Annotated in this window: 11 protein-coding genes; all 11 read left to right on the top strand. The window is 39.1% G+C overall.

All coding sequences use genetic code 11. From position 1 onward, the window contains the following. The first annotated feature begins 18 nt into the window (after positions 1-18). Positions 19-1,119, top strand: a complete 1,101-nt coding sequence (leuB, locus tag G602_RS0118185) for a 3-isopropylmalate dehydrogenase (RefSeq protein ID WP_026660241.1) — start codon at positions 19-21, stop codon at positions 1,117-1,119. Beyond that, the gene (locus G602_RS0118180) at positions 1,058-2,743 is read left to right on the top strand and encodes a glycosyltransferase family 39 protein (protein ID WP_026660240.1); all 1,686 of its coding nucleotides are present in this window, start codon (positions 1,058-1,060) and stop codon (positions 2,741-2,743) included. Before leuB ends, G602_RS0118180 begins: the two co-directional genes overlap by 62 nt. Before the next feature lie 15 nt (positions 2,744-2,758). Continuing rightward, on the top strand, positions 2,759-4,423 hold the full coding sequence (gene ilvD / locus G602_RS0118175) for a dihydroxy-acid dehydratase (RefSeq protein ID WP_026660239.1): 1,665 nt from the start codon (positions 2,759-2,761) through the stop codon (positions 4,421-4,423). Between the two features lie 30 nt (positions 4,424-4,453). Beyond that, a complete protein-coding gene (gene ilvB / locus G602_RS0118170; protein ID WP_026660238.1) occupies positions 4,454-6,139 on the top strand; it encodes a biosynthetic-type acetolactate synthase large subunit in 1,686 nt (561 codons plus the stop codon). A 19-nt stretch (positions 6,140-6,158) separates the two neighbouring features. Next, positions 6,159-7,649 carry a L,D-transpeptidase gene (locus G602_RS0118165; RefSeq protein WP_026660237.1) on the top strand — a complete coding sequence of 497 codons (1,491 nt, stop codon included), beginning with the start codon at positions 6,159-6,161 and terminating at the stop codon, positions 7,647-7,649. Positions 7,650-7,906: 257 nt separating this feature from the next. After that, on the top strand, positions 7,907-8,989 hold the full coding sequence (gene serC, locus G602_RS0118160; RefSeq protein WP_026660236.1) for a 3-phosphoserine/phosphohydroxythreonine transaminase: 1,083 nt from the start codon (positions 7,907-7,909) through the stop codon (positions 8,987-8,989). 16 nt (positions 8,990-9,005) lie between these two features. Next, positions 9,006-10,175 (top strand): phosphoglycerate dehydrogenase, encoded by a 1,170-nt coding sequence (locus tag G602_RS0118155; RefSeq protein ID WP_026660235.1) that lies wholly within the window; start codon positions 9,006-9,008, stop codon positions 10,173-10,175. A 34-nt stretch (positions 10,176-10,209) separates the two neighbouring features. Next, on the top strand, positions 10,210-11,445 hold the full coding sequence (locus G602_RS0118150; RefSeq protein WP_026660233.1) for a DUF1015 domain-containing protein: 1,236 nt from the start codon (positions 10,210-10,212) through the stop codon (positions 11,443-11,445). A 202-nt stretch (positions 11,446-11,647) separates the two neighbouring features. After that, a complete protein-coding gene (locus G602_RS0118145) occupies positions 11,648-13,096 on the top strand; it encodes an aminotransferase class I/II-fold pyridoxal phosphate-dependent enzyme (protein WP_026660232.1) in 1,449 nt (482 codons plus the stop codon). Between the two features lie 61 nt (positions 13,097-13,157). Further along, positions 13,158-14,021 (top strand): polyamine aminopropyltransferase, encoded by an 864-nt coding sequence (gene speE, locus G602_RS0118140; protein ID WP_026660231.1) that lies wholly within the window; start codon positions 13,158-13,160, stop codon positions 14,019-14,021. A gap of 14 nt (positions 14,022-14,035) precedes the next feature. Next, a complete protein-coding gene (locus G602_RS0118135; protein WP_026660230.1) occupies positions 14,036-15,298 on the top strand; it encodes a saccharopine dehydrogenase family protein in 1,263 nt (420 codons plus the stop codon). Positions 15,299-15,306 lie beyond the last annotated feature (8 nt).

Genomic DNA, 15,306 nt, shown 5'->3' with positions numbered 1-15,306 from the left:
GATATAGAGGTGACAAGTATGAAAATGGGGATAACCTGTATACCGGGTGATGGAATCGGACCGGAGATCGTTGCAGAAGCAAAAAAAGTACTTAATAAGGTATGCTCTGTATACGGACACGAAATGGAATTCACTGATGTTCTTATGGGCGGAGCGTCCATTGATGCTTATGGTAAACCGCTCACTGACGAAACTATTGATAAATGTAAAATGGCTGATGCTGTACTTATGGGATCAATTGGCGGTAATACATCTACGTCACCATGGTATAAACTTGAGCCTTCTCTCAGACCTGAAGCCGGTCTTCTTGGGCTTCGTAAATCCTTGAATTTATTTGCAAACTTAAGACCTGCGTTCCTTTATACGGAACTTGCTGATGCTTGTCCTCTTAAAGCTGAGACATCTGATAAAGGGTTTGATCTTTTGATTATGCGTGAGCTTACGGGTGGTCTCTATTTTGGTGACAGATATACCAAAGAGGTTGATGGTGAACTTGTTGCCACTGACACTCTTGTTTATAAAGAGAGTGAGATCAGACGTATTGCCATTAAAGCATTTGATGTTGCGATGCAGAGAAGTAAGAAGGTCACAAGTGTAGATAAGGCTAATGTGCTTGATTCTTCAAGGCTTTGGAGAAAAGTTGTTGAACAAGTTGCTAAGAATTATCCTGAAGTTGAATTATCACATATGCTTGTTGATAATTGTGCAATGCAGCTTGTTAAGGATCCCTCACAGTTCGATGTGGTTCTTACGGAGAATATGTTTGGCGATATTTTATCTGACGAAGCAAGCATGATTACAGGCTCAATAGGAATGTTGCCAAGTGCTTCTCTTAATGAGAGCAGCTTTGGACTTTATGAACCCAGTCATGGTAGTGCACCTGATATAGCAGGTATGGATATAGCTAACCCTATTGCAACTATTCTTTCAGCAGCAATGATGCTTAAGTTTACATTTAAACTTGATAAGGAAGCTGAAAGCATTGAAAATGCAGTGCAACAGGCGTTAAAAGAAGGCTATAGAACGGTTGATCTCATCCGCGGTGACGAGAGCATTGATGAAGATAAGAAGTGCGGATGCAGTAAGATGGGAGATATCATTGCTTCGAGAATCAAATGAATCTGATGAATCATTAAGTATATATGATTATTTACCCCAGGAACCCATAGATATGGTTGTTGTTCTTACGATTATAGGAATGGCTTTTTACTATATCTGGAGAGCAAATTATCTGACGCCCTGGTACGATGAGCTTTATACTTACTATTATTTTATAAGCAGGGGACCTGTATACGCGGCAATACACTGGCCGCTTCCAAACAATCATGTAGGATATTCGGTTTTGTCATCATTGCTTGATATGTTTGGCAATTCATATATAGGACTTAGAGGAGTTTCATTTATCTGTGCAGTGATCAATCCTCTGCTTGTATACAGGCTTAGTAAAAAGTTTATGGAGGATTGGTATGCATACGGGGCTATGCTTTTGTATTTTTCCTGTATGCTGGTTAATGATCTCTCTATTCAGGGAAGAGGATATACTCTGGCATGTACATGCTTTTTGATTGTACTCAGGCAGCTTACCTATATATGCAGAGCAGAAGAGTTTAAGCTGATTCAATATATTATATTTGGAGTTGCGCTTGTACTTGGGCTGTATACACTTCCGAGTAGTATTTACTGGGTTATTCCATCATGCCTTGCTGCTGCATTTTTTCTTATCGTAAATGGGTATAGAAGTTTTAATTACCGTGGCTCCGTTTGGAATACGAGATATTTTAAAAGGTTAAAAAATTGTCTTGTTACAGGTATTATATCTGCCGTAATTGTATTTATTCTTTATCTTATAATATGGCTTGCTGTAGGATCTAATCTTCTGGTCAAGGATGATACAAGTGAATATTTTGGCATGTCTCATGTAAAGCTTATTCTTACTCATCCTGTTACCTCGGCGATGGAAGGGCTGGATTATATGCTTTCTCAGCCTTATATACAAAGCGTAAGCAGGGTGGGATATTTTAAAAACTTTGTAGAGTGGTCAAAATCACTTTCATCTTTTATGTATCCGGGATTTAATGTCCTTACACTATTTTTTTTCATATGTGCACTTATAATACTTGTTGCAGAATGTATCAGACATTTTGAAAATAGCAGAACAATTTTTAATCTGCTTATGATATTCAATATTTTGGGATATCCCTTAATACTTATTATTCAGGCAAAATTGCCGTATTACAGAGTTTTTTCATACGTCGGAGTATTGGCGGCAATAGCATTTGCTTATGTTCTTGAACATTTGAGCAGGATGCTGCGGAGAATTATAAAAAATAGAGATAGATTACCTGTATTGTGGAATATATTTGCAGCTGTTCCGGTTATAATGATATGTGCATTTGTGTTATTTATGATGACCAAACCTGAGTATAATGCTCAATATGGTGAGCGTGAGACTAATTGTTATAATGCTCTTTATATAGCACATCCATCCGTGAATAAAAACATTTGTGTACTCGACTGTGATCAGCAATATCTGCTGAAATTCGGTTGGGATATTGAATGTGAGAATAAAGATGTTACGAATTGCGATTATATCCTTATAGACAGAAATATGATGACCGAAGGCTACAATGGTTCTGACTTTTGGAAGTTTTATCTGACCTATGAGACTATACCATGGGATTATGTTAACTCACATTATTTTATATTTTATGAAAATGAAGACTTTGTTCTTTACAAAAGATAATCAAGGAGGTTTTTTATGAACAGTGATCGTGTAATGGAAGGATTGCAGCAGGCTCCTCACAGAAGTTTGTTTAATGCACTTGGTTTTACTGCAGAAGAGAGGAAAAAGCCTCTTATTGGTATTGTAAGCTCTCAGAGTGATATTATACCCGGACATATGGAGCTGGATCGAATAGCACAGGCTGTTAAGCTCGGCGTAGCTGAGGCGGGTGGAATGCCTGTGATAGTTCCTGCAATAGCAGTTTGTGATGGTATTGCAATGGGACATATCGGTATGAAGTATTCACTTGTTACAAGAGATCTTGTAGCGGATAGTACTGAGTGTCTGGCAATGGCTCATGCTTTTGACGGAATGGTCATGATTCCCAATTGTGATAAGAATGTTCCCGGACTACTCATGGCTGCAGCAAGAGTTAATATTCCTACAATTTTCTGTTCAGGCGGTCCTATGATGGCAGGAAGGGTTAACGGAAAGAAGAGATCCCTTAGCTCAATGTTTGAGGCTGTCGGAACCTATTCTGCAGGTAATATGACAGAAGATGAACTCAGTGAATTTGAGGAGAAGGTTTGCCCTACATGCGGTTCATGCTCAGGCATGTATACAGCCAACTCAATGAACTGTCTGACAGAAGCAATCGGAATGGGACTTCGCGGAAACGGAACAATTCCGGCTGTTTATTCAGCACGTATTAGGCTTGCCAAGAAGGCAGGTTATCAGATCATGGAGCTTGTTAAGAACAATATTCGTCCAAGGGATATAATGACAAAGGAAGCATTTGAAAATGCTCTTGCCATGGATATGGCTCTTGGCTGTTCCACAAACACTATGCTTCATATTCCTGCAATTGCTCATGAGGCAGGAATCGAGATTGACATGGAGATGGCTAACGAGATATCAGATCGTACGCCGAATCTTTGCCATCTTGCACCTGCAGGTCCTACATATATGGAGGATTTAAATGAAGCCGGTGGTATTTATGCAGTTATGGCAGAGCTGAATAAAAAGAATCTTCTTCACACAGATCTCATTACCTGTACAGGTAAGACTGTAGGAGAAAATATTGCCAATGTAAGAAATCTTGATCCCGAGGTTATAAGACCTATAGAGAATCCTTACATGCCTAACGGAGGAATAGCTGTTCTCAAGGGCAATCTCGCTCCTGATACAGGAATAGTAAAGAGATCTGCTGTTGTTCCGGAAATGATGGTACATGAAGGCCCGGCAAGAGTATTTGACTGTGAGGAAGATGCAATCGCTGCTATTCTGGGCGGAAAAATAGTTGCAGGCGATGTTGTTGTTATCAGATATGAAGGACCTAAAGGCGGCCCCGGTATGAGAGAAATGCTTAATCCTACTTCTGCAATTGCAGGAATGGGACTTGGTGCTTCAGTTGCGCTAATAACAGATGGCCGTTTCTCAGGTGCCAGCAGAGGTGCTTCTATAGGCCATGTATCACCTGAAGCTGCTGTAGGCGGTCCTATAGCTCTTGTTAAGGAAGGGGATATAATCTCTATAGATATCAATAATAATAAGCTTGATATGAAGGTTTCTGATGAAGAACTTGCCAGAAGAAAAGCCGAATGGCAGCCCAGAGAGCCTAAGGTAACCACTGGATATCTTTCAAGATATGCAAAGATGGTTACAAGTGGTAACAGAGGCGCAATTCTTGAAGTGAAGTAAAGGCTATTAAATAAAAGGAGTATATGAAAAATGCAGCTAACAGGAGCACAAATTGTCCTGGAATGCCTTAAGGAACAGGGAGTTGATACTGTTTTCGGTTATCCGGGTGGAACTATACTTAATGTCTATGATGAACTTTATAAACAGCAGGATAAGATAAAACATATTCTTACTTCACACGAACAGGGTGCTTCTCATGCTGCTGACGGATATGCCAGAGCAACAGGAAAAGTAGGTGTATGTCTTGCAACAAGCGGCCCCGGTTCAACAAATCTTGTAACAGGTATTGCAACAGCATATATGGATTCCGTTCCAATGGTGGCAATCACATGTAATGTAAATCTGCCTCTTCTTGGAAAGGATACCTTTCAGGAGGTCGATATAGCAGGTATAACCATGCCTATTACAAAGCATGGCTATATTGTTAAAGATGTAAAGCAGCTTGCTGATACCATAAGAAAAGCTTTTGATATAGCAAGAAGTGGCAGACCCGGTCCTGTTATTGTTGATATAACTAAAGATGTTACCGCTAATAAATGCGATTATAAGCCGGCAAAGCCTGTCCACAGGGAAATGCCTCTAAAATATACAGAGGACGATATTAAAACTGCTGTAAAGATGATTGAGCATGCAAAGAGACCGTTTTTGTATGTTGGCGGCGGTGCGGTTATATCCGGTGCTAATGAAGAGTTATTAACACTTGCAGAGAGAATTCAGGCTCCTGTATGTGATACTCTTATGGGAAAAGGCGCTTTTAACGGACATCATAGCCTTTATACGGGTATGATTGGTATGCATGGTACGAAGACCTCTAATTTCGGGGTTAGCGAATGCGATCTTCTCATAACACTTGGCGCCAGATTTTCTGATCGTGTTATCGGTAATGCAAAGACTTTTGCGAAAAAGGCCAGGATATTACAGATAGATATTGACGCTGCTGAGATCAATAAAAATATTCATGCTGATTATTATATCGTTGGTGACCTTAAGGATGTTTTATCAAAAATAAATGACAGGTTAAGTCAGCAGAATCATGCGGAGTGGATATCACATATTAAGGAATATGAGAAAAAATTCCCACTTGATTATGACAGAAATGCACTTACATGTCCTTATGTAATTGAGACTCTTGATAAATTGACAGATGGTGAGGCGGTTATATCTACTGATGTAGGACAGCATCAGATGTGGACAGCTCAGTTTTATAAATTCAAACATCCGAGAATGCTGCTTACATCAGGCGGACTCGGAACAATGGGCTACGGTCTCGGCGCTGCTATTGGAGCGAAAGTTGGTGTACCTGAAAAGACCGTTGTTAATATAGCAGGCGACGGATGCTTCAGAATGAATATGAATGAACTTGCTACTGCAAGCAGATATAACATTCATGTTATTGAGATTGTCATAAATAATCAGGTTCTTGGAATGGTAAGACAATGGCAGAATCTGTACTATAACCAGCATTATTCCAATACAGTTCTTACTGATAAGGTTGATTACTGTAAGGTTGCGGAAGGACTTGGTTGTATGGCTATAAGAGTCAAAAAGAAGGACGAAGTAGAGCCTGCGCTTAAAAAGGCACTTGCGGCTGAGGGACCAGTACTTATTGATATTGCAGTTGATCCTGACGAGAAAGTATTTCCGATGGTATCACCCGGTGGATCAATAAGTGAAGCCTTTGACGAAAAAGATTTAGAGGGAAAGGACAGGGCATAACACTGTTCAAAAGGAAGGTATGAAAAAGAGGGGATTATTATTATTTATATTAGCATTTTCTGTAGTAGCGCTTTTGTCGGTATATCTGCTTTTAGGCTTTTATTATACTGACAGCTTTTCCTACGGAACCTGGATTAATCAGGTTTACTGCACAGGTAAAACAGCATCTGAAGCGAATGAAGAGCTCAAAAGCCATGCTTTTTTCAATGGTATGGTAATTAAGGGCGCTGAAGGCCAGAGCTTATTTATTGATTCAAGCACTATTGATTATAGTGTTGATTATCAGGATGAACTTCAGAAGATGATTGATAATCAGAATCCGATAGCCTGGGGGGCCAATCTTTTTAAATCCAGAGATAGAGAAATTGTTGGGCGTACTTCATTTGATGAAGAAAAACTGAGTGACATTCTTAAGTCATGGAGTATTTTTGATACAGAAGCTAAGGACTTATATGAGTTAAAAAAGAATGACGAGGGTTATTATCTTGTAGAAAACGTAGAGAAGACCGCAAACTTTGACAAGTTTTATGAAAATGTCAAAGAAGCATTGTATAACAAACAGTATTCTCTTGATCTAAGTGCTGAGGAATTCTATGATTCTGCCACAGCTACAGAAAAAGATAAAAAGCTCAAGTCACTATTTGATAAAATTGAGAAAACTCAAAATATTAAAGCTTCCGTAAAAATCGGTGAATCGGAATTTTCAGCTGAACCTTCCTCTGTCTCTGACTGGATGGTTACTCTTGATGATCTTAATAAAGCTCAGGATGAAGAGAAAACTGAAGACAATCCTGGAAAAGGTTTGTTTTTGGCAGGAAACAAAATCATAGAATTTCCTGAAAAATATAAGGTAGAAGAAAACTTTATTACTGATGAATCAGGAAATATACTGCTTAGCTGTTCAAAAATATATAGTTTTATAGAGAAAAATTTAAAATACCTTGATACAAATAATTGCATAAACAGATTCCAAAAGGATGGCAAGGGACTGATTTATGTCAGCGGTAATAAAAACGGTAAGCTATATGATGTTGACAGGGAATTTGAAAGCTTTGTCGAATCTGTGATCGGAGAAGGACCTGAGACGACAGAAGTATCACTTCCGGGCAAGTCATTCGTTATTGAAGGAACAGAACTTGGCAAGGAATATATACTTGTTGATATGGGAAATCAGCATCTTCGATATTACAAGAATGGTAAAGTAAATATTGAATATGACATAGTTACAGGTAATGTCGGTCTTGGAAGAGGCACTCCAGTGGGACTGTTTCATATTTACAATAAGCGATATCATACAATTCTGAGAGGCGCGGATTATGCTTCGTATGTTAACTATTGGCTAGGTGTAAATAAAGGGATTGGCATACATGATGCCACATGGAGAAGCCAGTTTGGTGGTGAAATTTATAAACATTCAGGTTCACATGGATGTATAAATTCTCCATTAGAATTAATGGCAAAACTGTATGAAACAGTAGAAGTTGGTGTTCCTGTATTGTTATATTATTGATAAAATATTAATAATTGCAAAGCTGTTTTAAGAAGATTATAAAATCATATTTTATATTTGATTTAATTAAAACCTAGAAAAAGTGGTGCTTTTCACCACTTTTTTTATTTACTCAAATTGGTTAAAATATTAAAATAACATTAATTATGGAATATACAGTTGACAAAAAATATTTTGTGGTTAGAATAAAAATAAATTTAGAGAAATCATAAAATAAAAAAACAAAAAATAGAAATGGTGTACAGGAGGAAAAAGAGGTGTCAAGAGTTTATAATTTTAGTGCTGGTCCGGCAGTACTTCCGGAAGAGGTTTTGAAGCAGGCTGCGGCAGAAATGCTTGATTACAATGGATGTGGTATGTCTATAAATGAGATGAGCCACAGATCCAAGACTTTTGATCAGGTTATTCAGACAGCTGAACAGGATATCAGGGATCTTATGAATATTCCCGATAATTACAAGGTATTGTTCCTTCAGGGTGGTGCCAGCCAGCAGTTTGCAGCTGTTCCTATGAACCTTATGCAAAATAAGAAGGCTGCATATATTGTTACAGGTCAGTGGGCTAAAAAAGCTATGGCTGAAGCTAAGAAATATGGCGAGGCTATTGAAGTGGCATCCAGTGCCGACAAGACATTTTCATATATTCCGGATTGCTCCGACCTGGCTATTCCTGAAGATGCCGATTATGTATACATCTGCGAGAATAATACAATTTATGGTACTAAGTTCAAAAAGCTTCCTAACACAAAAGGACATATTCTTGTTTCTGATGTTTCATCATGCTTCCTGTCTGAACCTGTAAACGTAAATGATTACGGCGTAATCTACGGCGGAGTTCAGAAGAATGTAGGACCTGCAGGTCTTGTTATCAGCATAATCAGAGAGGATCTTATCAGAGATGATGTTCCTGATTTTGTTCCTACAATGCTTAAGTGGAAGACTCAGGCTGACAATGGTTCTCTTTACAACACACCTAACTGCTGGGCTATTTATATGTGCGGTCTTGTATTCAAATGGCTGAAGGCTCAGGGGGGACTTGAGGAAATGAAAAAGAGAAACGAGGAAAAGGCAGCAATCCTTTATGATTTCCTTGATAACAGCAAGATGTTTAAGGGAACAGTAAGACCTGAGGACAGATCACTTATGAATGTACCTTTTATCACAGACAGCGAAGATCTCAATGCCAAGTTTATCTCAGAAGCAACAGCAAATGGTCTTGTAAGCCTTAAGGGTCACAGAACTGTTGGCGGTATGCGCGCAAGTATCTACAATGCCATGCCTAAGGAAGGTGTACAGAAGCTTGTAGACTTCATGGAAACATTTGAAAAAGCAAATGCATAAGAAAAGGAGCAGATAAATGTTTAAATATAAATGTTTAAACCCCATAGCAAAGGTTGGTCTTAACAATTTTACAGATCAGTACGAAGCAGTTGATAATATTGATGATGCAGATGGCGTTCTTGTCAGAAGTGCAAACATGAATGAGATGGAATTTTCAGATAATCTCGTTGCTATTGCAAGAGCCGGTGCAGGTGTAAACAATATTCCCATCGACAGATGTGCTGAGGAAGGTATCGTAGTTTTCAATACACCCGGAGCAAATGCCAATGGTGTTAAGGAGATGGTTATTGCAGCTATGCTTATCGCTTCCCGTGACATTATCGGTGGCGTTCAGTGGGTTAGTGCCAATGCCGGAGATCCTGAGATTGCAAAGCTCACTGAGAAGACAAAGAAGAAGTTTGCAGGAACAGAAATTGCAGGTAAAAAGCTTGGAATTATTGGCCTTGGCGCAATCGGTGTTAGAGTTGCAAATGCAGCAAGAAATCTTGGTATGGAAGTTTTCGGATATGATCCTTATCTTTCTGTGGATGCTGCATGGAGTCTTTCATCTGATGTTAAACACGTTACCAATGTAGATGATATTTATTCAAAGTGTGATATTATCACAATTCATGTACCTGCACTTGATAACACAAAGGGAATGGTTAATGCAGAAGCTATTGCAAAAATGAAGAAGGGCGTAATTCTTATCAACCTTGCAAGAGATATTCTTTGCAATGAAGCAGATGTACTTTCAGGTATCAACTCAGGTAAAATCAGAAAATATGTAACTGATTTCCCGAATACAGTTACTGCCGGTCATGACGGATGTATCGTAATCCCTCACCTTGGAGCTTCTACTGAGGAGTCAGAAGATAACTGTGCAGTTAAAGCAGTTCTTCAGATGAAGGATTATCTTGAAAACGGTAATATTGTCAACTCAGTAAATATGCCCCGTTGCGAACAGGGTATTTGCACAGGTCCCCGTTTTGCTATTATCCATAAGAACGTAGCGGGTATGATAGGTCAGTTTTCACAGCTTCTTGGTAATGAGGGCTACAACATTTCCAACATGACAAATAAGTCAAGAGGAGATTTTGCTTACACTATCATTGACGTTGAAAGCGCTATAACAGATGACATTACAGAAAAGCTTAACAAAATCGATAATGTTATCAGAGTGCGTGTTGTAAGAAAAGACGTATAATAACTTAAATCACTTGAAAGGAAAGACATAAAAAATGGCAGATATAAGAGCTTTTGCAGCATACAGACCAAGAGAGGACATTGTAGATAAAGTTGCAGCACTTCCTTATGATGTATATAACCGTGAGGAAGCCAGAGCAGAAGTATCCCGTGAACCTTTGTCTTTCCTTGCAATTGACAGACCGGAGACTCAGTTTCCCGAAGATTATGATATGTATGCCGAAGAAGTATATCAAAAAGCTCATGATATGCTTTGGGATAAGATAAAAAATGGTGTATTTGTTCATGAGGATAAGCCTTGCTATTACCTTTATGAGCAGACTATGAACGGAAGAGTACAGACAGGAATTGTGGCATGTAGTTCAGTTGATGACTATGATAATAACATCATCAAGAAACACGAAAATACACTTGCTAAAAAAGAAGCTGATCGAATTCATCATGTCGATTCCTGTGATGCTCAGACCGGTCCGATTTTCCTATGTTACAGGGAAAACGAGTCCATAAGGAAGGTCATGAACAGAGTTAAGGCAGAGGATAAGCCTGTTTATGATTTTGTGACTAAGGAAGGCATAAAGAGCAGGATTTTTATAATAGATAATGATGATGAAATTGAAATAATATCAGAAGCTTTTAAGAAAATGGATGCTATATATATTGCTGATGGACATCACAGATGTGCTTCCGCAGTTAAGGTTGCAAAAAAGAGAAGAGAGGCTGATCCTGATGCGAATGGAAATAAGGATTATGATTTCTTCTTATCTGTTTTATTTCCTGACAGTGAACTCATGATCATGGACTATAACCGCGTAATCAAGGATTTGAACGGAATGAGTGCTGAGGAGTTTAAAAATAAGCTCGCCGATATCTTTGATATAAAGGAAGAAAGTTCAGCTGTAAAGCCTTCAATGAAATATGAAATCGGAATGCTGCTTGAAGGTAAATGGTACAGAATGAATGCACATGATAATATCAAAAGTTCTGATTCAGTAGACGGACTTGATGTTAGCATACTTCAGAATAATGTACTTACACCTCTTCTTAATATAAGCGATCCGAAAAATGATCCGAGAATTGATTTTGTCGGAGGAATACGTGGATTGGAAGAGCTTGAAAAAAGATGCAGCACAGACTGTGTTTTAGCCTTTGCCATGTATCCTACAGATATACATGAATTGTTTGCGGTTGCGGATGCCGGAAGACTTATGCCTCCCAAGTCAACATGGTTTGAGCCTAAGCTACTTAGTGGATTATTTATCCATACAATTTAGAGTATATTTTCCATACTTAAATTAATTCTTAAAAAACTTTATAACGCAGATAATACCTTGACTTTATACTTATTAATGTTAAGATTATTTTGCCTATTGAAAAAGATTATTAAGGGCAGTATGCCAATTGGCATATTGCCCTTTTCATTGCAGCTATATTTTTATAAAATTATAGTATATATAGTTTTGGGAGGATAAGTAATTGAATCTGGATCGTCAGAGAAAAGCGCCTGTTTATGAAGCGCTTGAAAGATTTAGAAAACAGAGAGTGGTGCCCTTTGACGTGCCCGGACATAAGAGAGGCCGTGGTAATGCCGAGTTAGTTCGATTTCTTGGTGAGCAATGTGTCGGCATAGATGTGAATTCCATGAAGCCTCTGGATAATTTATGTCACCCTGTTTCTGTTATTAAGGATGCAGAGGAACTTACTGCCGAAGCATTTGGTGCTGAGCATGCATTTTTAATGGTAAATGGAACAACCAGTGCTGTTCAGGCTATGGTTTTGTCTTCAGTCAAACACGGCGAGAAGATAATTATGCCCAGGAATGTACATAAAAGTGCAATTAATGCTCTTATTTTATGTGGCGCTGTTCCCGTATACATTGATCCCAAGGTTGATACCAAGCTTGGAATACCGCTTGGAATGGAAATTTCGGATGTTGAAAAAGCGGTAAAAGAGAATCCTGATGCAAAGGCTATTTTAATTAATAATCCTTCTTATTATGGTATTTGTTCCAATCTTCAGGCAATTGTTGATCTTGCCCATGCAAATGGAATGAAAGCTCTTGTAGACGAAGCTCATGGTACTCACTTGTACTTTGGTCCCAATCTTCCTCTTTGCGGAATGAAGGCAGGGGCTGATATGGCCGCTATAAGTATGCATAAATCCGGAGGAAGTCTGACACAGAGTTCAATCCTTCTTTGCGGAAAAAATGCTAATATAGGATATATAAGCAGAATAGTTAATCTGACCCAGACTACCAGCGCAAGCTATCTTTTGATAGCAAGCCTTGATATTTCGAGAAGAAACCTTGCACTTCATGGTCATGACAGCTTTGAAAAGGTTACAGGAATGGCTAAATATGCAAGAGAAGAAATAAATGAAATACCCGGATATTATGCCTACGGACACGAACTCATCAATGGCGGAAGTATCTATGATTTCGATGAGACAAAGCTTGTTGTAAATACAAGAGGTGTTGGTCTTACAGGAATTGAAGTGTATGATCTTCTTCGCGATGAATATGATATTCAGATGGAATTTGGTGATTTATCTAACGTAATGGCGTATATTTCTATCGGCGACAGACTGCAGGATATCGAGCGACTGGCAGGAGCTCTTGCTGATATCAGAAGACTCTACTCAAAACCTGAGCAGAGCTTTTTCTCTGCTGAATATGTGACGCCTATCGTTAAGGCTACTCCTCAGGAAGCTTTTTATGCTGAGAAGGAGTCACTTCCCATAAGACAGACTATAGGAAGAATAAGTGCTGAATCTGTTATGTGTTATCCGCCGGGAATACCGATTATTTCTCCCGGTGAGGTGGTGACAGAGGAGATACTTGATTATATACTCACCGCTATGGAAAAGGGCTGCTCTATGCAGGGGCCCGAGAGTGAGGATATATCTGAGCTTCAGGTATTAAAATAGTAATCTCTCATAGAGGTTCTGTTTGGAATCCTAATATTACAGGAGGTTTTGTATGCCCCAGATGGACTATTGGTTTGGTGAAATGCACACCAATAATGTAAAAATTAACATAAGACTCAGCAAGCAGTTGTTCTCAGGATCAAGCGAATTTCAGAGAATAGACGTTTTTGATTCTCCTGAATTTGGAAAATTTCTTGCATCCGATGGTAATATTATTTTTTCTGAAAAAGACGAGTTTACTTACGATGAGATGATAGTTCATGTACCCATGGCTGTACATCCTAAGGTTCAGAGAGTTCTTGTTCTTGGTGGAGGTGATGGCGGTGTTGCCAGAGAGCTTAGCCACTATGATGAGATTAAAGTAATTGATGTAGTTGAGCCGGACAGCATGTTTGTGGAGGTATGCAAGCAGTACTTCCCTGATAACGCTTGCGGACTTGATGATGACAGAGTTCACATATATTACCAGGACGGTCTTAAATTTTTGAGAAAATGTGATGACATGTATGATTTGATCATCAATGATGTTACAGAACCTCTTGGTCATGAAGCAGGTTTGTTTACAAAGGAATTTTATGGAAGCTGCTATAAAGCACTTCATGATGACGGAATCATGGTTTATCAGCACGGAAGTCCTTTTTATGACGAGGACGAGGAAAGCTGCAGAGCCATGCATAGAAAAGCCTACAGAGTATTTCCCATAAACAGGGTTTATCAGGCACACATCCCTACATGTCCTGCAGGATACTGGTTATTTGGCTTTGCAAGTAAAAAATATCATCCCTTAAAGGATTTTAATCCCGACAGATGGGATGAGAGGAACATTAAGACCTGGTATTATACAACTCATCTTCATAAGGGAGCTTTCATGCTTCCCAAGTATGTTGAGGATTTGTTGCAGGAAGAAGAAGCGATGTCGAGATAATTAGGAGGATAAAAATGAGTAGATTACTAATAATAGGCTGCGGCGGCGTAGCCCAGGTAGCAATTCAAAAGTGCACACAGAACAGCAAGGTTTTTACAGAGATGTGTATTGCATCACGTACAGTTTCAAAGTGTGATGCACTTAAGGAAAAGCTTGAGAAAGCGGGAACACCTGTAAAAATCACTACTGATACAGTTAATGCTGATGATGTTGAGGATATCAAGAGAGTAATAAATAATTACAAACCCGATGCAGTTCTTAATGTTGCGCTTCCTTATCAGGATCTCACAATTATGGATGCATGTCTTGAGTGCAAGGTTGACTATATAGATACAGCGAACTACGAGCCTGAAGATACTGATAATCCGGAGTGGAGAAAGATTTACGAGAAACGCTGCAAGGAAAAGGGCTTCACAGCATATTTTGATTACAGCTGGCAGTGGGCTTATTTTGATAAATTCAAGGAAGCCGGACTTACAGCTCTTTTGGGAACCGGTTTTGACCCCGGAGTAACTTCAGTGTTTACTGCATACGCTAAGAAACATTATTTTGATGAGATACACTACATAGATATAATGGATTGCAATGGCGGCGACCATGGCTATGCATTTGCTACAAACTTCAATCCTGAGATTAACCTTCGTGAGGTTTCTGCTAACGGAAGCTATTGGGAAGATGGTCATTGGGTTGAAACAAAGCCTATGGAGATAAAGAGAGAATACGATTTTGCACAGGTTGGCAAGAAGGATATGTATCTTCTTCATCATGAGGAAATTGAAGCTCTTGGAAGAAACTTCCCCGAGGTTAAGAGAATTCGTTTCTTTATGACCTTTGGACAGAGCTATCTTGATCATATGAGATGCCTCGAGGATGTTGGTATGCTTTCAACAAGTCCTGTTATGTTTGAGGGACGTGAGATAGTTCCTATCCAGTTCCTGAAAGCACTGCTTCCTGACCCTGCAAGCCTTGGGCCCAGAACTGTCGGCAAGACTAATATAGGCTGTATTTTCCGCGGAATTAAGGACGGCAAGGAGAGAACAATTTATATCTATAATGTATGTGATCACCAGGAATGCTATAAAGAACTTGGAAGTCAGGCAATTAGCTATACAACAGGCGTGCCTGCAATGATCGGTACAGCTCTTGTTGTAACAGGTCAGTGGAAAAAGCCCGGTGTATTTACTACAGATGAGTTTGATCCCGATCCTTATATGGAAATGCTTAATGAGTATGGACTTCCCTGGGTGGTAGAGGAGAATCCTACACTTATTGATTAAAAAATGGA

Source organism: Butyrivibrio sp. AC2005, assembly GCF_000424145.1.
Taxonomy (GTDB): Bacteria; Bacillota; Clostridia; order Lachnospirales; family Lachnospiraceae; genus Butyrivibrio.
This window is presented reverse-complemented; position numbering and strand designations above follow the sequence as displayed.

What these genes read in the sequence shown, in the direction of transcription:
- leuB (WP_026660241.1), top strand. Translation starts at nt 19, where the DNA reads ATGAAAATGGGGATAACCTGTATACCGGGTGATGGAATCGGACCGGAG.
- G602_RS0118180 (WP_026660240.1), top strand. Translation starts at nt 1,058, where the DNA reads ATGAAGATAAGAAGTGCGGATGCAGTAAGATGGGAGATATCATTGCTT.
- ilvD (WP_026660239.1), top strand. Translation starts at nt 2,759, where the DNA reads ATGAACAGTGATCGTGTAATGGAAGGATTGCAGCAGGCTCCTCACAGA.
- ilvB (WP_026660238.1), top strand. Translation starts at nt 4,454, where the DNA reads ATGCAGCTAACAGGAGCACAAATTGTCCTGGAATGCCTTAAGGAACAG.
- G602_RS0118165 (WP_026660237.1), top strand. Translation starts at nt 6,159, where the DNA reads ATGAAAAAGAGGGGATTATTATTATTTATATTAGCATTTTCTGTAGTA.
- G602_RS0118155 (WP_026660235.1), top strand. Translation starts at nt 9,006, where the DNA reads ATGTTTAAATATAAATGTTTAAACCCCATAGCAAAGGTTGGTCTTAAC.
- G602_RS0118150 (WP_026660233.1), top strand. Translation starts at nt 10,210, where the DNA reads ATGGCAGATATAAGAGCTTTTGCAGCATACAGACCAAGAGAGGACATT.
- speE (WP_026660231.1), top strand. Translation starts at nt 13,158, where the DNA reads ATGGACTATTGGTTTGGTGAAATGCACACCAATAATGTAAAAATTAAC.
- G602_RS0118135 (WP_026660230.1), top strand. Translation starts at nt 14,036, where the DNA reads ATGAGTAGATTACTAATAATAGGCTGCGGCGGCGTAGCCCAGGTAGCA.